This window comes from Paenibacillus sp. strain BS8-2 (assembly GCF_054483835.1).
This window is the reverse complement of sequence record NZ_CM137010.1, coordinates 169,693-192,866: the sequence shown is the minus strand read 5'-3', so window position 1 is coordinate 192,866 and position 23,174 is coordinate 169,693. Positions and strand designations below refer to the sequence as shown.

Below are 23,174 nucleotides of genomic sequence, written 5' to 3'. Positions count from 1 at the left end.
AGATGCTGATCAAAAGACTGCTGAACAAGGTACAACGGCTATGCCGTCCTTTACGGCGGGGCGCATATACTTTGCTATATTTGGACAAATGGGCTGCGGTTTCGCTGGCCATCGTCTCGGCCACGCTGCTCATCGGAGTATTGGCTCCGTTATTGGCCCCGCATTCACCTAATGAAGCGAATATGGCTCTCCGATTCGCAGAGGCATCCTGGAGCTATCCGCTGGGCAACGATCATTTGGGCCGCTGCATCTTGTCCCGGCTAATATACGGGATCAGGCCAAGCGTACTCTGGGTGCTCGCGGCACTTGGCGCATCGGCGTTCGCAGGAGCTGTCCTCGGCTTTGCGTCAGGTTATTTCCGAGGTAAAGTGGATGCCGTCATCATGCGGATTTGCGACATTATGCTTTCGTTCCCAGGTTATGTGATGACCCTTTCGATCGTTGGCATGCTAGGAGCGGGGCTGACGAACATTCTTGTTGCGTTCATCGTGATGAAATGGGCTTGGTTTGCGCGCGTCATCCGTTCGGCTGTCATGCCGCTTGCGGATGCCGATTACGTTAAATTTTCAAAGGTGCTTGGCATAGGCAATTTTGCAATTATAAGACGGCATGTATTGCCTACTGCATTGCCTGAGCTCGCGGTTATCACAAGCGGCGCTTTTGGCTCCATGGTTTTGCAAATATCCGGCTTGTCCTTTCTTGGTCTAGGCATTCAGGCTCCGCACGCCGAGTGGGGGATGATGATGAATGAAGCCAGATCGGTCATGTTCACCCGGCCGGAGCTGATGCTCGCGCCAGGATTGGCCATTATTATCGTGGTGCTGGCAGTGAACTTTTTGTCCGATGCCCTGCAAAAGGCGATTGATCCGAAGCTGATGACTGCAGGAGCGCGCGCTGCGAAGCAGACTGGCGGATGGGCGCTGAGTCAGCAGAAGAAGGAGGTCGCATAAGCCTCATGAATGTGCTTGATGTGGAGCATTTGAACGTTTGGGAGGAGAGCTCCGGACGCAAGTTGGTTCGAGACAGCTCATTTCGTATTGCGCAAGGAGAATGCCTGGCGATCGTAGGGGAGAGCGGCAGCGGCAAGTCTTTGACTTGCAAAGCCATTATGAGGCTGAACCGAAATAACATTCGTCATTCCGGCCTGATCGCGCTGAACGGAGAGGATTTAACAACAGTGTCCGATAAAGCCATGCGTCAGTATAGAGGGCGGCGGCTTTGCATGATTATGCAGAACGGCATGAGCGCTTTCGATCCTTCGACACCGATCGGCGCCTATCTGCATGAGACGCTAGGCATTCATTATGACTGGAGCCGCTCCGAGAGAGAAACGAAATTAATCGAGGCAATGACCGCCGTTGGCCTAAGAGAGCCCGCATCAGTGCTGCGCCGGTTTCCTTTCGAGCTCTCCGGCGGTATGCTCCAGCGGGTAATGATTGCATTGGCTCTCGTTCTGGAACCGGACGTCATTATCGCCGACGAGCCGACGACAGCGCTCGATGCAGTGACGGCTTACGAGGTTGTAGAGCAGTTCGTGCAGCTGCGGGAGCGTCTGGGAAGCGCAATGCTTTTTGTCTCGCATGATTTGGGCGTCGTTCGTAAAATTGCGGACAACGTACTTGTTATGAAGGACGGGGAAATCGTGGAGCAAGGCTCGGCGCAAGATATTTTCGCCGGTGCGAAACATCCGTATACACGTTATCTGGTGTCCTCCAAGGAGACGCTTAGCCGCCATTACAAGTGGTTGATGGGAGGCGCGAACATTGCTCAAGGTTGAGGGCGTATACCAGTCGTATCGACGCAGCGGCTTGCTGCGCAAAACCAGTCATGATGTGCTTCGGAATATCGGGTTTGAATGGGAAAAGGGCGAATGTCTCGGCATTATCGGCGAAAGCGGAAGCGGCAAATCGACGCTTGGCCGTCTGCTGCTCGGCATCGATAAGCCGGTTCGCGGCTCAGTCACGTTCGACGGAAAACCGATTGCGGATCGCAAGACGCGAAGAGGCGCGATCAGCGCCGTCTTTCAAGATTATACGTCATCCATTAATCCTTTCTATACCGTGCGACAAGCCATTCTCGAGCCGCTGCGTCTCAGGAAAGACGAGATCGAATCGTTCGACATCGGGTCGCTGCTGCGCGAGGTCGGGCTGGATGATTCTTATTTGGGCCGATATCCGCATGAGCTGTCGGGAGGAGAAGCGCAGCGAGTATGCATTGCCAGGGCTGTAGCCTCGAAGCCCGAATGCATTGTGCTGGACGAAGCCATAAGCTCGCTGGACGGCTCGGTTCAAATGCAAGTGCTGGAATTGCTTAGGAATCTGAGAGAGACCTTCGGCATGGGGTACATCTTCATCACGCACGACATTCAGGCGGCTGCTTATCTGTGCGACCGGATCATGATCATTCGCGCCGGAGAGATCGAGGAGCTCGTCCGGACAGAGGAGCTCGCGAACGTACAATCTCCGTATGCCCAGGAGCTGCTGCGGAGGGTCATCTCGTAGCTAGAGGAAGGAGAACACTCGCGTGAAAGGAGCTTTATCCTGGCCGTTTGTTCGGCTGTATTTGCTTACGCTGCTGTACTTTAGCGCCAATTCGATTCTGAATGTCATTATCCCGCTCAAAGGCGAATCGCTTGGTGCTTCCAATACGACAATCGGCATTATTATGGGAGCCTACTTGCTGACGACAATGGTATTCAGACCGTGGGCGGGCAGCTTGATTCAGCTATACGGGCCGATAAAAGTGCTGCGCATTCTGCTGGTCGTCAACGCGCTCGCCCTGCTCCTTTATACGTTCACCGGTCTGGAAGGTTATTTCCTTGCGCGCGTGCTGCAAGGGGTATGCACCGCTTTCTTCTCCATGGCATTACAGCTAGGCATTATCGACGCCCTGCCGGACAAGGATCGCTCGCAAGGCATATCCATGTATTCGTTATGCTCCTATCTGCCGGGCATCTTCGGTCCGCTTCTCGCGATCGGCATGTGGCAGTCGGGAGATATGAGCGTATTCGCGGTATCAATGGTCGCGATCGCAGTGCTAACCGGCGCCGTGGGATTCACTGCAAGAATCGGGGAGCAGCCTGCGGAATTTTCGAGCGGCACCGGAGTACGAAGTCAAGCAGCCTCAATGATCAAATCGATGGGTCAGCTTGCAACGAATCCTCATTTATCAAGATGCGGGTTATTGATGTTGAGCGCCTCCATGATCTTCGGAGCGACAACCGCATTCGTTCCCTTATATGTTCCCGAGGTAGGTGGAGCCAGTGCTGCTGTCTATCTGATGATTCAGGCGGCAGTCGTTGTAGCGTCGAGATTCCTGCTTCGCTCTAAGATTCCATCGGACGGCAAGTGGCGAGGCTCCTTCGTAGGAGGCAACATGCTGCTTCTAGTCTTGGCTGCAATTGCTGCCGGCTTGTCTGCGTACGCAGGCGCGGTGCTGTTGTATGCCGGAGCCGTCATGATGGGAGTCGCCCAAGCGTTGCTCTATCCAACGCTCACGACATACCTCAGTTTCGTGCTCCCCAAGGCGGAGCGCGGCGTGCTGATCGGTCTATTCATCGCGACGGCCGATCTCGGCGTATCGCTAGGAGGTATCATCATGGGGCCCGTCGCCGATCTGACCTCCTATTCCGACATGTATTTGATTTGCGCGATGGTCGGGACGTTTGCGGCGGTATTTGGCGTATGGAGACGGCAAGCGGGAGCTATTGATTGCAGGTAAGCCACACATCATGCTAAAGTGAAGCTAATGGATGAAGCACATCCTTTCCGAACAAATCGGGAGGGTGTGCTTTTTGGCATTTGCTCGGATCGACGGGGAGGATTATTGCTGCTTCATGCAAAACCTAGAGGGAGCGAGTATAATGGAAGCAGAAAGAACGAAAAACAAGACCATTCCGAAACGCAGGATGAAACCGAAAAATGATTTTATCTTTCAGAAGCTGTTCGGGGAAGAGGAATCGAAGGAAAGCTTGATCAGCTTGCTGAATGCCATTCTTGGCCTGGAAGGCGAGAAGCGTATTCGCAGCTTGAAGGTGAAGGACAACAAGCAATTGGCCAAGAAGATGGTAGACGATAAGACAGGACGTCTGGATATATCGGCGGAATCAGACGACCAAGTGCAGTACGACATCGAGATGCAATTAACAGATCAACGCAACATGGCGCGTCGATCCTTATTTTATATGAGCAAGATGTATATCGGCTCCGTCAAGCAAGGTGATGATTATAGCCAACTGAAGCGAACGGTAACGATCAATCTGTTGGACTTTCTGTTATTCAAAGAGCATGACACCTTTCATACGACATTCCACTTATATGATGACAGAGACAAGAGTTTATTGCTGACTGATGCATTTGAGGTTCAGTTTCTAGAGCTGCCCAAGTTTGAGCGGATGGAGAAGGATCTAAACAATCCATTGCATCGTTGGCTGTTGTATCTGGACGAAAGGCTTCTGGATAATCAATTAAAGGAGTTGATCGAGATGGATGTGAACATTAAGAAAACCGAAGAGCTGCTTCTTCGGCTTAGCAGCGATGAAGAGACGTACAGACTGTATGAAGCCCGGGAACATTCTTTGATGGAACGTAACAGTCTCATCGCAGACGGAGTAGCTAAGGGGATGGAGCAAGGAATCGAGAAGGGCATCGAGAAAGGCATTGAGAAAGGCATAGAGAAGGGCATCGAGAAAGCCAAAGCAGAAGTGATAAGGAACATGTTAACGGAAGGATTAGAGGTGGATCTCATAGCCAAAGTAACCGGTTGTTCTGTTGATGAGATTCGCGAGGCAAAAGAATTCTAGAAGAAGCTACAAAAGTCCGAGAAAAAGGCATCCATACCCTAATAAATGGGAGTAGATGCCTTTTTCGTTTTTGCATAGCTTGCCAGCGAAGAAAAAAGTAAGTCTTCAGTGGTCTTGGAGCTAATCAGGTCATATGGTAATGTCTTAGCGAGTTACATACCGCCAGGACGCGACAGTCCCAGATGATCGCGCAGAGTACGACCCGTGTATTCGGTGCGGAATAGACCTCTGGTCTGCAATTCGGGTATTAACAACTCGACAAGGTCATCAAGGCTCCCCGGCATATGCTGAGGGATGAAGATGAAACCATCGGCAGCGCGTTCGGTCAGCCACTGCTCAAGCACGTCAGCGATGTCGCTTGGTGTCCCTTTTAGTGTAAGATGACCTCTCTTGCTATTCGCGGCTTCAAAGGCTTGGCGAATGGTAATTAGACCGTTTCTACGAGCATCCTCCAAGAGAAGCTTGTATCGCTCTCCCGCAGCAACTACGAAGTTTTCCTCATCAGGAAGCGCGTCATCCGGCGAGTATTCGAGCAAATCGACTCCCAGAACGGCAGAGATGTAATCCATGCGGTTCATGGTACCGAAGGCTTCCTGCCACAAGGCCTCCTTCTCCTTGACCTCGGCTGCTGTTCGGCCGATCACCAGATTCAGTCCGGGCATGACAACAAGGTCATCAGGCTTGCGGCCGAATAGGGCAAGCTGCGATTTGATATCTTTGTAGAACGATTGTGCAATCGTTAGGTTATTTAATGAAGTAAAAACAACATCCGCATCCTTGGCAGCGCGTGACTTAAACGTATCGGACTCTCCAGCCATAACGATGACGGGGTGACCTTGCGGCGGTCGGGACACATTAAGCGGCCCTTGCACCTGATGCCATCTGCCTTTGAACGGTACGGGATGGATCTTGGAGCGATGGACGTACAAGCCGCCCGATCGATCCTTCTGTAAAGCGTCATCCTCCCAGCTGTCCCATAGGGCTCTTACAATGTCTAGAAATTCCGTAGATTGCTCATGTCTCTGCTCCTGCGGAATGCGATTCGATGGCCCGAAGTTGATGTCCTCGGCGTCGCCTCGCGAAGTAACGACGTTCCAGGACGCGCGTCCGTCGCTGAGATGATCCATCGAAGCAATGGTCCGAGCCACATGGAAGGGCTCATGATAGGTAGTAGACAGAGTTGCCGACAAACCTATATGCTCCGTTGTTCCTATTAAAGCGGATAATAAGGTTACGGGCTCCGGCCATGTATGAATGTTTTTTTCGAATTCGGGATCGTCGGTATGAGAAGACAGAATATATTTGTCCGCAAGGAATAACATATCAAGTTTTCCTCGCTCCGCTTGCTGCGCGACCTTCCGATAAAAGGATAAATTCATCACATGGTCGGCGTCGGCGCCAGGGTATCTCCAGCCACCGCCTAAGTGGGCTGGAGACACTGGGAGGGCAGCGAGCTTAAGCTGCCTCTTCTCTGAAATACGCATAATGACAATCCTCTCTTTCAATAGATGGGTTGCCGCTTGAATCTATTATTTGCTCATGAGGCGGACGATCTCGTCCAGCGACCAATCCAGCGCGGGAGCATCTCCTGCCGAGATACGATCTCCGAGCACATAGACGCGATCATCTTTAACCGCGGGCAGATTGCTCCAAATTGGACCTTTAAGCACTTCGTCCACATAAGCCTTATCGCCGAAGGTCGTGACGAGGAAGATATGATCGGCAGCGAATTCAGGCAACGATTCTTCCGTGATTTGCATGCCTTGTGTAATGGTATAAACATCCTCGACCGGCGCCTTCAAGCCCAGTGTCTCATAGACCGTTGGGTACGTGCTTGCCGGGAAAATGAACATGGATCTATTGCTGAACTGAATAACGATACCCGTTTGACCATCCTGGACGACGGGAGCCAGCTTCTTGCGCGTTTCCTCCCCCTTCTTGAGGTAGCTTTCGATCCAGGCATTTGCTTCGTCTGACATCCCCATCAAATCACCCGCGATGCGGAACCTGTCCAGCGCATCGCCAAAAAACGGAACAACAACCGTTGGCGCAATTTTGCTGTACGCTTCAATACTTTCTGCTTTGCTGACTTGGGCAGGCGTAATAATCAAATCGGGCTCAAGCGATACAATGCTCTCCATATTTCCAGGCAATTGACCGAGATTGACGATTCCAGCTTGTTCTTCTTCACTCATAAATTTAAGCCAATTGTCAGCCGCTCCAACCGGTTTTTTTCCTAGGAGTGCCATCTCTCCGGTCATCGATATGGTGACCACACGCTCAGGGCGCACGGGGATTTCAACTTCCCTGTCCATGGCATCTTTATATATCCGGGTTTGCGGGAGCTCCTCCGAATCCGTATTGGCGCTTGGGGTAGAGGAGGGCTCGGCGTTGGCTGTTGATGACGGGCTTGTGCTGCTAGACGGGGTTGTATCAAGATTCGCCCCATTGTTACCGCACCCAAGCAGCATGCCTCCCAGTGAAATAACGAGAATAAGAACATACCATTTCTTCATTTCTTTTAGCTCCTGTCTTTGATCTATCGACAATGAAATTCATTATCAATAATAACAAAGAGAAAACTAGCGGGTAAATATACGAATTTCTAAATCAGGATGGACTTTTTCCGAATCCGGTGCGAGTTGCGAGTGGTGATAATCCGACATGTTTTTTGAACAGACGGCTAAAATAATAGGCATCCGAATAACCGACGCTCCGCGCGATGTCTTTAATGGAGCAATTGCTATTACGCAGGAGCTCTTTGGCGCGGGTCATCCGATATTGAATGAGAAATTCTTTGGGACTGATGCCCGTATGTTTGTGGAATCTGTATGCCAAGTGTTTCTCATCCAACTCAAATGTGGCAGCTAGATCGCTCATCGTTATCGGTTTCTGATAGTGCTCCTTCATATAATCGGCGATTTGGTTAGCCAATTGCTGTCCGCTTCGTTCTCTCCGATTTCTGCAGGTGTTGAATAACTCATCTGTGATGGTGCCGAACAGTACTTTGGTGCGATAGGCGGAAAAGATGTCGGGGTTATTGGACGATGCATGAATCTCATATAGAAGCTCCGTTAATCTAGAGTGCTCGCCCGGCTCTAATAGAAAATGAGATTTTTCGTATGTATTGTTCACGCCTTCAACGGAATACGTATCGTAAAAGATTAGACAAAACTCCATTCCCGAGGAGCCGTATTCCATATCCAAAGTCATACCCGGCCCACCGTGAACGACGACGCCTGGACGAATTTCGTATTCGGTTCCGTCGAATCGATATAACGCGTTTCCTTTCAGTGGAAACACGAAGCCGGGATTGACGGTGCGAAAGTTATATTCAATAATATCTGGCTCCCTTATGCCCCAGTACACATCGACATGGCGAACAGCATGGCGCGAAAATTCGATAACGAGCTCATTCAGCTTGTCCATAGCCGCAATCTCCTTTATTAGTAATGATTATTCTATTATAGTGCCACATTTCAGAGGGACTTCCAACCTGTTAGCATTTGTGAGGTCAATTACTCAAGCCACTATAAGGTTGCACTCGAAGCACCAATTGACTGAAAGCGCAATAAAAAGCTATAATTTCATTATTGTGCAAAAAAGTTTCCTAACGTTGGGAGGGAGAGCAAATGAAGCTTAAAGAAATCGCAAAAAAAGCAAACGTTTCGATCAGTACGGTGTCCAGGATCATAAACAATCAAGGCAATTTCAGCGAGGAAACCCGCAAAAAGGTATTGGATATTGCCAATGAGCATCTAAAGCCAGGCGTTACTCCCTCCAAGCTGGCCGGCATTTCTTATTCGATTGCAGTCATTGTTCCCGGGCAAAATGATTTCTTCGACAACGATCCATCTACATCGGCCGACCTGACTCATTTAAAGGAAGAGTTCGAGGCATACGGCCATCAAGTCCATATCGTGAAACACGGCGCGGATATGCCGTCCTCTCCGGTTAACAGAATGCTCGGCGAGGATAAAGTGGACGCAGCAATCATCTTTGATCCCGTGGCGGGCGACAAGCTCTTCGATGAGCTCGAGAGAATTGGCATGCCTTACATGCTCACGAATGGCAGAACCTACAAGGGCGGCCACAACTTCATCGATTACGATAACCGCAAAGGCGCCTACGAAGTCATTCAATATTTGCACGGACTGGGACACCGTAAGATCGGGATCATCGCGGGGCCCAAAAATCATCTTGTGAACATTAATCGCCTGGATGGCTGCAGAGACGCATTTCGAGATTTGAAGCTGCCTTGGATCGAAAGCCATGTCGTCACAGGGGCGTTCGACCCTTCGCATGGCTATGAAGCCGTGAAGCAGTTGATGCGTGAGGAGCCGTCTATTACCGCGATCTTTACGCTTAACGATATTATTGCATTCGGCGCTATGAAGGGACTCTCGGAGCTTGGCATCCGGATTCCCAGGGATGTATCTTTGGTCGGCTTCGATGATCTCAAGCTGTCGGAGTTCATGGTTCCGCCGCTTACGACGGTACGGAGATTCCGTTATGATATCAGCTCCATTATCGTTAAGGTGCTGACGGAATTGATCACGAACAAGAACATTTCTGAAGTGAACATCAGTCTCAAAACAGAGCTTATTGAACGTGAATCCTGCGCTCAAGCGGTAAAATAAGCGTAGCACGCGGCAGAAGTTTTGATAAGCCTGCACAGCCGTCTTCCGATTGTCGGAGGGCGGCTTTTTGTTGTGCAATGATTTCTATTGACGAAGAGATTACAGGTAGAATATACTAAAAGCGCAAAAGTTTGCGCAAACAATTTGCACGAATTGAGTAAATGTGGGAGGGATTAATAATGACAGGCAAGGTTTCCAGGCCATTCATGAAAGCGTTTACTGCTTTGATGTCGTTCATTTTGCTGGCGGGAGGTTCGCTCTCGGTATCCAAGGTGGAGACGGCATCAGCGGCAATCGGTCCCATCAGCGTCAATCTGACGGAAACACAAGAAGCGTTCAAGAATCCGTTTAAAGGTTTCCGGCCTACCCGTTTCATGAACGACACATCGTTCTCGAGCCCGGAGTATGGAACGGTGTTCAAGCACTATATCAAATACACCGATCTGGAGAATGCAGCGACGGACTCTGTGCAGAAGATCAAGGATTGGAGCAATACGGCATGGGCGGGGATTGAAGCGCAGAACAAAAAGGTTATTCCCCGCGTATTTATCGTCTATCCGAATGGAGGCGAGTATTGGCCTGACGGTGTGCCGCACGGCGATGTGACGACGCAGTGGACGTCGGAAACGTTAAAAAATCGGCTGACAGCCTTCGTCGCAAAGCTCGGGCAAGCTTGGGATAACGACCCAAGAGTCGCCTACATAGAGCTGGGCTTGTGGGGGAATTGGGGCGAGCATCATATTTGGCCGGATAAGCTGTCCGACAACACGGATCGTATCCCGCTCGCTTTCCAGACGGCGCTTGGCAATGCGGCAACGCAAGCCTTCCAGAATAAGAAGGTTCAAGTGCGGTATCCTGACACGTTCCAGAATTTTAACTTCGGGTTCCTGTGGGATTCCTTCGCGTTGATAGATGATTTGTCTGGAGGAGAGGGAATCGTCGCAAGAAACGTCTGGCGGACGCAGGTCAACGGAGGCGAGGTGGCTTACGATTGGGGGCAGAAGCACATTCAGCCCGGCGATTCGCCAAACGATACGTTAAGCGATCCGACTCATCGGAACTACGTCATCGACTGGATCAAAAAAACACATACAACCAGCCTCGGCTGGATCGATCTGTATGATGCAGGTAATTCGGCCGTCTCGCAAGGCGCCGCTTTGATGCAGAAGGAATTCGGTTATCGGTTCGTCGTGAACCAAGCGACCTTCTCCGGCAACGTGACGCCTGGCAGCATGATGAACGTATCGTTCCAGGTCGTGAACAAAGGTTCGGCGCCGTTCTACTACAACTGGCCGGTCGAAGCGAGTCTACTTAGAAGCGATCGTACCGTAGCGTGGAAAGGCATCTTCAATAACACGGACATCCGGAACTGGATGCCTGGTGATGATTGGAACAGCACAACGCGTCAATATAACGAAGCGCCTGCTGTACAGCAGGTGAATGGCGCTTTTACGATTCCGTCCAATATGCCTGCAGGTACCTACACATTAGCGTTATCCATTCTGGACCCTTACGGATATAAGCCAAGCGCCAGATTTGCGAATACGAATTATTACACCGGCGGCAGAACGCCGCTGGGTAAAGTGGGAATCGGCATGGATCCCGCCGATCAGAATCTTGGAACGTTCGATGCGATTAAACCCGATAATACGTTATCGTACAGCCTGACCCAGACAGCATATGATGGCGGCTACAGCGACGGCGGTGGAAGCACGGATACGCAGGCGCCGAGCGTTCCGAGCAATCTCACAGTAAGCGGGACGACTTCGAGCAGCGTCAGCCTAACCTGGTCGGCTTCCACCGACAACGTAGGCGTGAGCGGATACGATATTTACCGCGGAGGAACGTTGGCGGGCTCTGCGACCGGAACTTCCTTCACGAATAGCGGGCTTAGCTCGAGCACGAATTATACGTTCACGGTCAGAGCCAAGGACGCGGCAGGGAATGTTTCCGGCGCAAGCAGCTCCGTGAGTGCGACCACGAACGCCTCAGGCGGGGGAGGAACGGGAGCGTCATACGAAGCGGAAGCAACGGGTAACACCAGAACCGGAGCTGCCGTCATTGCAGCATGCGGCACTTGCTCGGGCGGCTCGAAAGTAGGATATGTCGGAAACAATGACGGTACGTTGCAGTTTAACGGAGTCAGCGCATCGGCGGCAGGTACGTATACGATGACGGTGTCTTATCTTAGCGGCGAGGCTCGCTCCGCACAGCTGCGCGTGAACGGAGGAACGGCCGTCACTATTCAATTGCCAAGTACCGGAGGATGGACAACGGTTGGCAGCGTTCAGGCACAGGTTCAGCTGAATGCGGGGAATAATACGATCCACTTCTCTAATCCGACTGGCTGGGCGCCGGATTTCGACCGCATTCAGATTAGCGGCGGAGGAGGGGGAGGCGGCGATACGCAAGCGCCAACCGCGCCGACGAGTTTGAATTCGCCTAGCAAAACAACGAACAGCGTGAGCTTGGCGTGGACCGCTTCGACGGACAATGTTGGCGTTGCGGAGTACGCCATCTACCGAAACGGCAACCAAGTTGGCACTTCCGCTGTGACCAGCTATACGGACAGCGGCTTAACCGCGAGCACGGCATACGCGTATACGGTGAGAGCGAAGGATGCGGTGGGCAATCTATCTGCGGCTAGCGCAACTCTTAACGTCACCACGAATGCCGGTGGCACGACCAGCTTGCTAGTCGATAACTTCGACAGCTCGCCAAGCTGGCCGGGGACAAACGATCTGGGCAAGTGGACGGGTGCGAACGGGTTCGTGAACGGCTCGGGCGTCATCGAATCGGGCGCGTTAAAGCTGCAATATAACAACGATGGCTGGTTAGGCTCGGAGGTTGCCCAGAATGTCAGCAGCTACTCGAAGCTGATCATTCGGGTCAAAGGCGCAAGCGGCGGGGAACAAAATCATGTTCAGCTCACGCTTGGCGGCGTGACACAAACATTAGGGTCGTTAAGCGGAGACACGATTACGACCGCCTACAAAAATATCGAAATCGATTTGGTGGCGAAAGGCGTCAATCGCACAAGCCCTGGGCAGCTAGCCATGTCCTTCTGGCACGGGGGCAACAGCACGGTTTGGATCGATGAGATTCGATTTGAGTAAACAGACGAGTATGCAGCTATTATGATGTTGATACATGTCTAGAGGTATTCCGACGCAATACAAAGAAGTCAGGGCTGAGTTATTCAGCTCCTGACTTCTTTGTTCACATATGGGAATGCAGCCCCTTACTCTAGTGATTATCGATTAAGGTGAACCAATTCCAAATTTGCATGCGTCTCCTTCATGATCTCGACCATTTCCGTGTACGGCTGATCCTGCTGATTGACGAGTCCGGTGTTGTAGCTCTCGCCGTCCGGACGCCCTGTAACCGGCTGGTCGTAATAGGCAAACCATCCTGAACCGACAAACAACGGATGCGCGGCCTGGCTTTCCGCAAAAGCCCGGTACGCTAGCCCTCTCTCCCTCACGCTCGTTGTCCTCGTACCTATATTGATATAGGATAGCCCGCGTTCGGACGAGCCGAAAGAATACTCCAGATTGAGCAGAGGTTTGCCGAATGCTTCATATCTGGAAATCCAGCTTGCATCTCTTGAATAAACGTCGACGGAGAAGGCATCGACGAAAGGCATCGCCGCCTGATCCCACTCCAGGCTCGTGCGCCATGTAGGAACGATGGATGTCCCCAGGAACAGATGGTTCGGATCGTATTTCTTTATAATATCCCTGATCATCGAATGGTACGTTCTGGATGCCAGCTTGATATATTCCGATACGACGGCCTCAGGAACCTTGGTGATATCGATCCGGGTATTTTTCAGAGCGGCGAACGAGGCTGCCTTCGTGCCCAAAGCCTGATTGACCGCGGCGAGGCTGCCGTTATAGGTTTGTGCGGCCAAATCAACGAATGCGTTTTTCGCCGGAGAGGTCGAAGAGTAGGTAAGTACCTCTTTTACGATATCGGTATTCCAGCCCGCTTCATTATCGTACGTATAACCAATTAGCCACTTGCTGGATCTCGTGCTCTGGAGCTGCGTCTTCAGCGCGTTCTCGATGATGGGCCCGGTCTGCGGATCGAACAAGTCGTACGTCCATTGAATCCTTCTCAAGTTAGCGGGGTCCTGCAAGGATTGAATGTACGGGAACGTGAAGCTTCTCGGTTTGGTCCATTTGCTGAACGCATTGAAGCCCCATTCGATTAAACGATTCATCGTCATCTCTTCCCATTTCGACTCAAAATCGTTGCCGTATTTCTTCATTACATTCGCTACGACGAAGCTGACATATTCGCCATTCCCATCTCTGGTGTAAGCGGGGGCGTAAGCCGAACGATTGGGCAATTCCTCGAAAATTTTCTTGACGGTGCCGTCCGTCTTTAGAATCGGCGTCTTATAGCCGAACTCCCACAAGCTTGTCGCATCGACTCCTTTCACGATAAAGGGATAGCCATCCGGCGTAATGAACCACCATTTTCCGTCGATGGCCTGAAGTCTGAAGTAGCCGGTGGCGGCTTGTTTTCCTAAGCTTTTGATGCCGCCATATGGATCATATCGTGCGGGATCCGGCGCAACATTCGCCAAGTCGGCTGCCTCGGCCGCATATTCCAGCCGCAGTTGAGCTTCTGTTGTCACTTTGCCCGGCCAGTCTTCATTCATCCATTGGCCGAATCGGTCCGCCAGCAGCGCTTCTTTCTTCAGCTCGGCCAGCAATTGTTCCGTGGTTAGCGCAGGTCCAGGAATAAGATTGTAGGCGCCTGTACCTCCATCAATCTCGACTTCCGTCAGCGGAATATGTTGAAAGGGTTGTGTACGCCTAATATTCAGCACGATAAATCTGGCCGTCTTGTCCGACATAGGGACGGTTAACGAATAGTTGAGATCAGTTCCCGTTCTTACGTGTCTTGCCGCAATGTAATACCCCGTCGCCGATTCAGGACGGTACTTGACGGTAATGTCCTTAAATCCCCAGTATGTATTGGGGGAATTGAGCACAATGCGGATCTGGCTCAGTGGGTAGTCCCGGAGCAGATCGATGACGACATTTACGGTTGGTTGCGAGGTTGAGCTCCCCATCCAGCCTGCGTAAGCGGAGGTTCCGTCGAACAAGACGCCTTCCGCCGTGGATATAACCCCGGATTTATTCCAGTCGGGAGAGTTCCCGCCGTTCGGAGCGGGGCTGTGAAGATAGTTGCCTGTCCTTAGCATAGAGCCTTCCCCTCCAATTTGACCGTATGGGACGAAAATGGATGCGACGACGAATGCCAACAAGTAAGTCAAAATACCATTGCGATTATACCTGGATCTTGTATTCATCATATGTAGATCCTCCGACTAATGTGATAATCTGTTTATCGGCAAAGCTCCTTCCTCTCTCGCGTTGCGCCGCCCAGTTTCGTTCTTTGGTCCTAATAAAAATGTTAGAGGCGTTGTCGATTTGGCTTATATGCGTGTTTGAAGGAATGAAATCATGTTTTTTTTTGAAAGTAATCGCTAATTTGTTGGATGAAAATGTCTGTTCTCTATTTTTTTTATTATAAATAAACCGTTTTCATAAATATTCCTGGTTGATGCAAATAATGTCGACTGACATGGTCGTGTTAACAATGTCAAGGACGTCGGTCAATAGTCCCATTCCTGATGTAAGAAAGACGATTTTATGAAGTAACGGGAGAAGTCTCCAAAAACGTGGAAGCGGAAACAACCTTAATATAACAAGGTTTGTATTGGGCTTATAACGATACGAAATAGTTCTGGAGGCAGGCTGGCCATGAAAGACCATAAAGCGCTTTCATCTGACAAAATAACTTTTTCATTGGCAAAAACAGATGTGTTCATTCAGAACAAAATGGATAAATTAGGAACGAATTCTTATGAAATTGGCCCTAAAAATGAGAAGGGAATGCTAAATAACAACATGTCTTTGTTCCCTCAAGAATTGTAATAATCTATGGCATACTAGTCTCAAAGTAAAAGCTTGGAAAATTAAAAACTATATTTTTCTTAATATTAGAACTTCCTAATTATAGTTGTGTTAAATGTCGTTTTGTAGCAATCTTAGCTTACCTCATGAAGAGAATGGGAAAAGGAAGTGTGGAAATGGAGGAGTTCGACAATGGAGATTTCGAGACAAGAGCAGAAGCGAATAAGGCTGAAGCTATTTTTGAAAATTTTATCCGAAGATCCTTCACTGGTACACGAGGGGACGCTCCAGAACGCCGGTTCGCTCGCCGATCTCTTTGTTTACACCGGATATTATCCAAGAAACGACACAATAGATATAGCCAAGGTCGTGTCGCTCCTCCTAAAGAAGCTGGGTCATGAGGCTGGCTCGGAGGACATGATGGAGCATGTCATTAACGGAGGAACGATTGAGGAATTTATGAACCAATGCCAGGTAAGGGCTTCTGGATAAGGGAGAAGGGATAGAGGCAACGCTTCTATGCCATTCTTACGTCCAAAAGGTCGCGTTTTGAATAATACTAAATGATAAATATTCGTTATGAATATGTGTGAACAGGTCGAAAAAGAAAAATATTACGAGTAATGGAGGAGACCTTGTTGGAATTGAAACATTACTGGCACATCGTCAAAAGAAGGCTGCTACTCATTGCACTCATGATCATCGTCGTTTGTACGGCCGTAGGCATCTACTCCTTTTTATTCATCAAACCGCAGTTCATGGCTTCCTCTACGCTCATCGTAGGCGATTTCAAGGATAGCCCCGAGCTGCTGCCAAGCATAGACCCAGTCTCCATTACCTCCACGATCGGGCTCATCAAGACTTATAAAGAGATCGTAAGAACGCCTAGCATGATGAAGAAAGTGTTAGCCGAGCATCCTGAGCTTGGAAACTCGTACCGTGAGCTCAGCGGCAAGGTTACTGTGAGCTCGGTTAACGAAACGCAGATTATGACCATTACCGCCCGTGAGGACTCTTATGAGAAGGCGGCCAATATGGCCAATGCCGTTGCGACCGTTTTTCAAAAATCGGTTCCCGAATTGATGAAAATTGACAATGTTGCCGTCTTGGATCTGGCTGATCCAAGCGAGCAACGCGGCCCGGTGGCGCCGAATCCAATTATGAACATTGCCGTCGCATTTATATTGTCTGCGATGGCGGGCATAGGCCTGGCCTTCCTTCTGGAGCATTTGGATGAATCGGTTAAGAACGAAGAAGACGTCGAGGCCCTGCTTGGCGTACCGGTGCTGACCTCGATTCCGAGGTTCAACAAAAGTGACGCCGTAGAAGCAGGCAGCGGGGCAACGATGAATCGAGGAGCAGGGAGGGGAAGCAATGTCTCGCTTGACACGTAAATGGAATCTCATTACAGAACGAAATCCGGAATCACCTATCTCCGAAGGGTACCGGATGCTGCGGACGAACATCGAGTTTGCGACGAATAACGATAAACCGCAAATCATTATGATTTCCTCTTCCCAGCCAGGCGAAGGAAAAAGCACGACATGCGCCAATATGGCGGTCACATTCGCTCAAGCGAACAAACGGGTGCTAGTGATCGATGCAGATTTGCGAAAACCGGCGCAGCACTACATTTTTTCCGTATCCAACCATAAAGGCTTGACGAACGCCTTGTTGAACCGGCTGGAGCCGCAGGAGGTTATCCAGCGGACGAGTACGGACAATCTGTCGGTTCTCACTGCAGGCCCGACTCCTCATCGTCCATCCGAGCTGTTGTCGTCGAAGGAAATGGGAAGCCTGCTTGAGACGTTGAGGGATGCCTACGACATCATCATGATCGACACGCCGGCGATCATGTCTTATACGGACGCTCAAATCGTTGCGGCGCAAAGCGATGGCGTCGTTCTGGTCATCGACTCGGGGAACGTGAAGAAAGAGGTCGTGCTCAAAGCGAAGGCTTCTCTCGCGCATGTACATGCCAATCTGATCGGCGCCGTACTCAACAACATTAGCCGCAAACAAGTGAATGCCTATGCCTATTCCTACAAAGTAGGCAGCAACTCTTAGCACCTAGAAATACCTCGTAATGGGAAGCGGACTTTTTGAACTTCCTTAAAAAAGGAAGGTAATGTCTCCTGCACCTTTATCACCGGAGGCACTCGGTCATGCTGTGGGTCAATTGACCTTAGACGTTAATCGTCAAGGGTGTGACGTGAGGAAGGGTTAAATGCCCTGATTGTTTTATTTTTACGTTTATAAAAAAATAGAAGGTAGGGTGAAGGTCAATTGAAAAAAGTGAGAAAAGCCATTATTCCTGCCGCTGGACTAGGTACCCGGTTTTTGCCGGCGACGAAAGCCATGCCGAAAGAAATGCTTCCAATCGTTGACAAGCCTACCATTCAGTACATCGTAGAAGAAGCCATCGAATCTGGCGTAGAAGACATCATCGTCGTGACGGGCAAAGGCAAACGTGCGATCGAAGACCACTTTGACAGCGCGTTTGAGCTGGAATATACGCTCGAGCTTAAAGGAAAGCTCGACATACTGGAAAAAGTAAAGAAATCATCCAATGTTAACTTGCATTATATTAGGCAAAAAGAAGCGAAAGGACTTGGCCACGCCGTATGGTGCGCCCGTAATTTTATCGGGGACGAGCCATTCGCCGTTCTTCTTGGAGACGATATCGTAGAAGCAGACACACCTTGCACCAGGCAACTGATTGAGCAGTACGAGCTTACGCAGCGTTCGGTTATCGGCGTGCAAGCCGTTCATCCAGATCAGACGGACCGATACGGGATTGTCGATGCCGGTGAGACGATGGGCCGACTGTATCAGGTGAACCGATTCGTCGAGAAGCCGCCGAAGGGACAAGCGCCTTCCAACCTGGCCATTATGGGCCGCTATGTGCTTACCCCGGAAATATTTGAATACTTGGGTCGGCAGGAAATCGGTGCGGGCGGAGAAATCCAATTGACCGACGCGATCCAGAAGCTGAACTTGGATCAAGGCGTCTTCGCTTACGATTTCCGAGGCAAACGCTATGACGTAGGAGAAAAACTCGGCTTTATTATGACGACCGTCGATTTCGCTCTCCGAAATAACGAGCTTCGTCATCAGCTCTTGATCGAGCTTGGAGAACTGCTGGAGAGAGAGCACGGGAAGCACTTGATCGCAATTGGGGGTGAATCATGATGCAACCACAATTTCGCGATGAAGTCGCATTGAACAGGCCTAACGAGTATCGATTTTCCTTGAATTTGGTGTTGAAGAGGACCATTGACATAACCGGTTCGCTGATAGGCTTGATTCTGTTAAGCCCGTTGTTTGTCCTCATTGCCGTTCTGATCAAGCTCGAGGATCCGAAAGGCTCCTTATTATTTTATCAAACGAGAATCGGCAAGAACGAGAAGCAGTTCCGGATGTTTAAATTCCGCTCTATGGTAAGCAACGCTGAAGAAAAGCTGAAGGAGTTGCTCGCCCAGAACGAAATCGAGGGCGCAATGTTCAAGATGAAGAACGACCCGCGTATTACGAAGGTCGGGAAGTTCATCCGCAGAACGAGCATTGACGAGCTCCCGCAGCTGATCAACGTACTTCGGGGCGATATGTCCCTGGTCGGACCGAGACCTCCCTTAGTTAGGGAAGTGGCAGAATATACGGATTACGACAAGCAGCGTTTAACAGTTACGCCCGGCTGTACGGGTCTATGGCAGGTTAGCGGCCGTAATGAACTCAGCTTTAAGGAAATGGTCGAACTGGACTTGAAATATATTCAAAAGCGGAGCGTCGTGTATGACTTGATCATCATATTCAAGACATTCAGAGTGCTCCTTGGGGCAAAAGATGCTTTCTAAGGCGGATAACGGATGAAAAAGATGATGTTTATTACAAATAGGCTACCGTTTCCGAATACAGACGGCAGAAAAAATCTGCTTATGCAATACATTCAGCAAGTCAAAGACATTTATCCCGAATGCCAAATCGTGAACTTGTCCTTTGTCGACGACAAAAAGTACTTGAAGGATCGGCCAGCCGCGATCTCCCGGCTCGAATGTCTGAAACTGCCGGGCATGGCAGAAAAGCTGTACAATGCGCTGGTCTATTCCTTCATCTTGCGGAAGTGGCCGCTTCAGGTATCGGTTTATTACTCCCGGATAACGCATCGGGAGATCAAACGGATCATAGCGGAAGAGCAGCCGGATTACATCTTTTACGACATGGTACGCGTCGCGGAGTACGTAGCGGACGGAATAGGGCAACGCGTGCTTAGTTACGATGATCTGCTGTCCTTGCGCTATGAACGCCAGCTTCAATGGTTTCAGTACATTCCGTCCGTATTCGGCGGTTTCTCGAACAAGCTCCCAGCCGGACTCAAGCGGTTTGCCGATTTGAAGTTCATTCAGAAGTGGCTCATCGCGTTCGAAAGCAAGCTGCTGCACAAGTACGAAAAGCATGTTGCCCGCCGTTTCCAACATCTGATCTTCACTTCGCCCAAAGAAGCGGAATCGTTCCGGCAAATCGTAAGTCATCGATCCTGTCTCGGCATACCGATGCGATTCGACCCGGATGGAGCATCGAGAGGTATTCCCCGCTCGTACGACCGGAACAAGCTCGTCTTTGTCGGGAAGATGGACATTCCCCACAATAGCTCGGCTTGCGTTTTTTTCTGCGAGCAGATATGGCCCAGCATAAAGCGGAAGGCGCCGGACGCAACGTTCCATATCATCGGCAAAAACCCGACCGTGGAAGTGTTGAAGCTGCAGCAGACCTATCCCGGAGTGATCGTAACCGGCGAAGTGGATGACGTGAAGCGGGTCGTTAGCGATGCCGCGTTAATGATCGCTCCGCTTCTGTTCGGCACCGGAATTAAAACGAAAATCGTCGAGGCGATGTCTTGGGGCGTTCCGGTCGTAACGAATCCGATAGGCAGCGAAGGCATCAACGCCATCAATCATGAGGATTTGTTCGTCTCCGAAACGGATGAGGAAATGGTGCAGAACGTGCTCTTGTTACTGAACGACCAAGAGATGAACGAAAAAGTTTCGCGCAATTCGATCCGTTACGTGAGCCGTCATTTCAGCAGCTCCGTAACCCGCAAAAATCTGGAGCTGATATTATCGTAAGGCAATTGCCAAAGCAGGTGTTGGTTATCCGAAATCTTGTTATAACTCGAAATCTTGTAATAGCTCTATTCCTATTATCTTTGATGCTGTTCACGTACGACAGCTTGCCGTTTATCCCTTTCTCGGTCTACCGGCCGGTATCGATGTTTCCAATGTTCCTTGCTTCCGTCTTGCTCCTGTTAACCGACTTCAGGTTCAAGAAAGGGGATGTTTTTCTTCTTCTCTTCGTGATGTACAGCATCGGGCATTCCTTGATTGTGGCTACGATGAACGGCGATATCGGCAGCAGCGCATCTCATTGTATCACGCTGCTGTTTGGCCTCTCGATGTACCGGGTAACGGTGTATGTCGCCGAGCAAGCGAAGGAAGATCCGGACATTATGAAGGGCATCGCCAAAAGCATCGCGATCGCGTTTATCCCCCCGCTCGCGGCCGGCTTTATGCAGTTCGTTGATTCGTTCTTCATTCGCAGCGGATTTTCCGGCGTCTTTACGGGACTATTTGCGGAGAAGGTGTATCTCAGAAGAATTCAAATGCTGTCGGGCGAGCCCGCATGGGCGGCGATCCACATGTTAAGCGGCGGGCTGATCCTATTTTTCCTGTATAATCGGGGCTTCCGCAAGCTGCTGCTTTTGTTCATAGCCACGATATTGCTTATGGTGGTATCCTTTTCGGCTTACGCCTATTTGGTGCTCCTGACCGCGCTGGTCATTTACGTGCTGTCAACAAGCAAGAACAGGGGCAAGATGCTGGCCGTTCTGGCGGCATCCGCCTTAGTCGTTGTCGTAGGCGTGCCGTATCTGATCGAAACGTTCAAGATAAGCGGCTACTTTACGGATCGGTTTCAGTTCGATTTCAAACAATTGATGAATAACGACAATTCTTTTTTTATTCGGCTGGTGTTTCCGGCCATCGGTTTCCTGGAATTCGCCAAACATCCGATATTCGGAGTTGGCGGCGGATATTATTATACGGAATTTGCCTCCCTTCTACAGCAGTATTTCAGCAGCGGATTGAAGTTCACCGAAGTGCACGATCTTGTGTTTAATAAGCCCGATGCAGCTACATCGAGAAATCTGGTGTCGAAGGTGTTCGCGGAGGAAGGCCTTATAGGGGTTATCCTGTTTGGAGGGTTTCTCGTTTCGATTTTTCGTAGTTGCGGGGCAAATCCGTATTCTAAATTCGCTTTTGCGTTATGCATCGCCCTAGTGATGAATTTTGATTCATATGCTTTTCTGGATTTCTGGTTGTTGTTCGGGTTCATCCGCGGGGGCTGGTTCGAAACGGAGGCCGTGCGTACAGCCCTTCCGGTACGCGCTCCCGTTCGGGCAAGAGGCCTGTTGCCGCCCGTTAGGCCTATTTATAGCGAATGGAGACGAAAGGCATGAAGAGCATGAAGAGCATGAAGAGCATGAAGAGCATGAAGAGCATGAAGATCGTAATCGTTAACAGCTTGTACACGCCGCATATTATCGGCGGCGCGGAAATATCGACGCAAATTTTGGCCGAAACGCTTAGTTCCGCGGCTGACGTGCATGTGTTCACGACAGGCGGGCAGAAGAGGAGCGCCGGCATCTCGTCGGAGAGGATCAATGGGGTTACGGTTCATCGCCTCCCCTGCAACAATTTGTATTGGATCGGCGAGGGGGAAGGTCGAGGCACGCTGCATAAGGTAGCCCGCAGGCTTATCGATATGTATAATCCGATGCAAATCGGGGCTGTTTCGAGCCTTCTTAAGCAAATACGGCCGGATCTCGTCCATACGCAAAATTTGTCCGGGTTCGGACCGGGGATCTGGTCAGCTTTTCGCCGGGCAGGCGTACCGATCGTGCATACGCTGCGGGATTATTCGCTCATCTCGCCGGTCAGCTCGCCTATAGCGAATCCGTTCATGGCACGGTTATACAAGCTGCCTTCCCTAGCTTTCAGCAAGCGGGTATCCGCGGTGGTCGGCATATCCTCTCATATTTTGAATAGGCACACGGAATCGGGATTGTTCCCGAATGCGGAGCACCTAGTCATTCCGAACGCGGTGGAAGGCGACATCGCCGCGAGCGAGAAGGAATTTGCGCGAAAGCCGCTGCGCGTCGGTTATTTCGGCAGAATCGAGCAGGAGAAGGGCGTCCGTGAAATCGTTGATGCCGTCCTGTCGCTGCCGCAAGAGAAGGTGGAGCGGCTCTATGTATGCGGCGAAGGCAAGCTGAAGGAGGAGCTGAAGGCTGCGTGCGGCGACGACGGACGTATCGTGTTCACCGGCAAAGTGAAGCCAGCCGAGGCGCGGGAGCTCATGGCCCGGGTGGACGTGACTGTCGTTCCCTCGATCTGGGAAGAGCCGTTCGGCCGAGTCATTATCGAATCCTATCAAGTGGGGACGCCCGTATACGCCTCGGCTGTGGGCGGAATACCGGACGTTGTCATGAATCGCGGATTTCTGTTCGAGCCGGGCAGTTCGGATGCCATTCGGGACAAGCTGATGGAATATTACTGCCACTCGGCCGAAGAGAAGGAAACGATTCAAAGCGAATGCCTGGAGCACAGCCGCAAATTCACCAAACAATCGCTGCTTGAACAGCATAAGGAATTATATCAATCGGTCATGCTGGGGCAATCCGGCCTTGCGCAACCGGAGAATGCGTTTGCCGGACACAATATGAAAGCCGGCGCGGGAAGATAGTCT

Annotated in this window: 20 protein-coding genes; 16 read left to right on the top strand and 4 right to left on the bottom strand. The window is 50.6% G+C overall.

Features of this window, described 5'->3' with window-relative positions:
- Positions 1–2 precede the first annotated feature (2 nt).
- The 5 genes from cntC to ACX1C1_RS00725 all read left to right on the top strand — a co-directional run bounded on the left by cntC (position 3) and on the right by ACX1C1_RS00725 (position 4,801).
- The gene (gene cntC, locus ACX1C1_RS00745; protein WP_458955293.1) at positions 3–950 is read left to right on the top strand and encodes a staphylopine uptake ABC transporter permease subunit CntC; all 948 of its coding nucleotides are present in this window, start codon (positions 3–5) and stop codon (positions 948–950) included.
- Positions 951–955: 5 nt separating this feature from the next.
- Positions 956–1,777, top strand: a complete 822-nt coding sequence (gene cntD / locus ACX1C1_RS00740) for a staphylopine uptake ABC transporter ATP-binding protein CntD (RefSeq protein WP_458955292.1) — start codon at positions 956–958, stop codon at positions 1,775–1,777.
- The gene (locus ACX1C1_RS00735) at positions 1,764–2,501 is read left to right on the top strand and encodes an ABC transporter ATP-binding protein (protein ID WP_458955291.1); all 738 of its coding nucleotides are present in this window, start codon (positions 1,764–1,766) and stop codon (positions 2,499–2,501) included. Before cntD ends, ACX1C1_RS00735 begins: the two co-directional genes overlap by 14 nt.
- Before the next feature lie 22 nt (positions 2,502–2,523).
- Positions 2,524–3,720, top strand: coding sequence for a staphylopine family metallophore export MFS transporter CntE (gene cntE / locus ACX1C1_RS00730; protein ID WP_458955290.1), 1,197 nt, complete (start codon positions 2,524–2,526; stop codon positions 3,718–3,720).
- A gap of 142 nt (positions 3,721–3,862) precedes the next feature.
- A complete protein-coding gene (locus tag ACX1C1_RS00725) occupies positions 3,863–4,801 on the top strand; it encodes an Rpn family recombination-promoting nuclease/putative transposase (RefSeq protein WP_458955289.1) in 939 nt (312 codons plus the stop codon).
- A 152-nt stretch (positions 4,802–4,953) separates the two neighbouring features.
- On the opposite strand, the gene ACX1C1_RS00720 is transcribed toward ACX1C1_RS00725, so the two are convergent.
- From ACX1C1_RS00720 to ACX1C1_RS00710, 3 genes are all read right to left on the bottom strand, one after another.
- Positions 4,954–6,285 (bottom strand): NtaA/DmoA family FMN-dependent monooxygenase, encoded by a 1,332-nt coding sequence (locus tag ACX1C1_RS00720; RefSeq protein ID WP_458955288.1) that lies wholly within the window; start codon positions 6,283–6,285, stop codon positions 4,954–4,956.
- Positions 6,286–6,330: 45 nt separating this feature from the next.
- Positions 6,331–7,317, bottom strand: a complete 987-nt coding sequence (locus ACX1C1_RS00715; protein WP_458955287.1) for an ABC transporter substrate-binding protein — start codon at positions 7,315–7,317, stop codon at positions 6,331–6,333.
- Positions 7,318–7,411: 94 nt separating this feature from the next.
- Positions 7,412–8,230, bottom strand: a complete 819-nt coding sequence (locus tag ACX1C1_RS00710; protein WP_458955286.1) for a helix-turn-helix domain-containing protein — start codon at positions 8,228–8,230, stop codon at positions 7,412–7,414.
- 203 nt (positions 8,231–8,433) lie between these two features.
- Here ACX1C1_RS00710 and ACX1C1_RS00705 point away from each other — a divergent pair, with 203 nt between their 5' ends.
- Positions 8,434–9,441, top strand: coding sequence for a LacI family DNA-binding transcriptional regulator (locus tag ACX1C1_RS00705; RefSeq protein WP_458955285.1), 1,008 nt, complete (start codon positions 8,434–8,436; stop codon positions 9,439–9,441).
- A gap of 179 nt (positions 9,442–9,620) precedes the next feature.
- Positions 9,621–12,557, top strand: coding sequence for a DUF4832 domain-containing protein (locus tag ACX1C1_RS00700; RefSeq protein ID WP_458955284.1), 2,937 nt, complete (start codon positions 9,621–9,623; stop codon positions 12,555–12,557).
- Between the two features lie 137 nt (positions 12,558–12,694).
- Here the strand turns inward: ACX1C1_RS00700 and ACX1C1_RS00695 are convergent, their stop codons facing one another.
- Positions 12,695–14,770, bottom strand: a complete 2,076-nt coding sequence (locus ACX1C1_RS00695) for a hypothetical protein (RefSeq protein ID WP_458955283.1) — start codon at positions 14,768–14,770, stop codon at positions 12,695–12,697.
- A 451-nt stretch (positions 14,771–15,221) separates the two neighbouring features.
- Here ACX1C1_RS00695 and ACX1C1_RS00690 point away from each other — a divergent pair, with 451 nt between their 5' ends.
- From ACX1C1_RS00690 to ACX1C1_RS00650, 9 genes are all read left to right on the top strand, one after another.
- Complete coding sequence (locus tag ACX1C1_RS00690; RefSeq protein WP_458955282.1) at positions 15,222–15,395, top strand: hypothetical protein; 174 nt, start codon at positions 15,222–15,224, stop codon at positions 15,393–15,395.
- A 171-nt stretch (positions 15,396–15,566) separates the two neighbouring features.
- The gene (locus tag ACX1C1_RS00685) at positions 15,567–15,866 is read left to right on the top strand and encodes a hypothetical protein (protein ID WP_458955281.1); all 300 of its coding nucleotides are present in this window, start codon (positions 15,567–15,569) and stop codon (positions 15,864–15,866) included.
- 146 nt (positions 15,867–16,012) lie between these two features.
- Complete coding sequence (locus tag ACX1C1_RS00680) at positions 16,013–16,768, top strand: YveK family protein (protein WP_458955280.1); 756 nt, start codon at positions 16,013–16,015, stop codon at positions 16,766–16,768.
- Entirely contained in the window at positions 16,749–17,441 is a 693-nt protein-coding gene (locus ACX1C1_RS00675; RefSeq protein WP_458955279.1) for a CpsD/CapB family tyrosine-protein kinase, read from the top strand. Before ACX1C1_RS00680 ends, ACX1C1_RS00675 begins: the two co-directional genes overlap by 20 nt.
- A gap of 219 nt (positions 17,442–17,660) precedes the next feature.
- Entirely contained in the window at positions 17,661–18,566 is a 906-nt protein-coding gene (gene galU / locus ACX1C1_RS00670) for a UTP--glucose-1-phosphate uridylyltransferase GalU (protein ID WP_458955278.1), read from the top strand.
- The gene (locus tag ACX1C1_RS00665) at positions 18,566–19,228 is read left to right on the top strand and encodes a sugar transferase (RefSeq protein WP_458957558.1); all 663 of its coding nucleotides are present in this window, start codon (positions 18,566–18,568) and stop codon (positions 19,226–19,228) included. Before galU ends, ACX1C1_RS00665 begins: the two co-directional genes overlap by 1 nt.
- A gap of 12 nt (positions 19,229–19,240) precedes the next feature.
- Positions 19,241–20,497, top strand: a complete 1,257-nt coding sequence (locus tag ACX1C1_RS00660) for a glycosyltransferase family 4 protein (RefSeq protein WP_458955277.1) — start codon at positions 19,241–19,243, stop codon at positions 20,495–20,497.
- 143 nt (positions 20,498–20,640) lie between these two features.
- Entirely contained in the window at positions 20,641–21,885 is a 1,245-nt protein-coding gene (locus ACX1C1_RS00655; protein ID WP_458955276.1) for an O-antigen ligase family protein, read from the top strand.
- A complete protein-coding gene (locus ACX1C1_RS00650) occupies positions 21,882–23,171 on the top strand; it encodes a glycosyltransferase family 4 protein (RefSeq protein WP_458955275.1) in 1,290 nt (429 codons plus the stop codon). The genes ACX1C1_RS00655 and ACX1C1_RS00650 overlap by 4 nt, the downstream gene beginning before the upstream one ends.
- Positions 23,172–23,174: the final 3 nt, after the last annotated feature.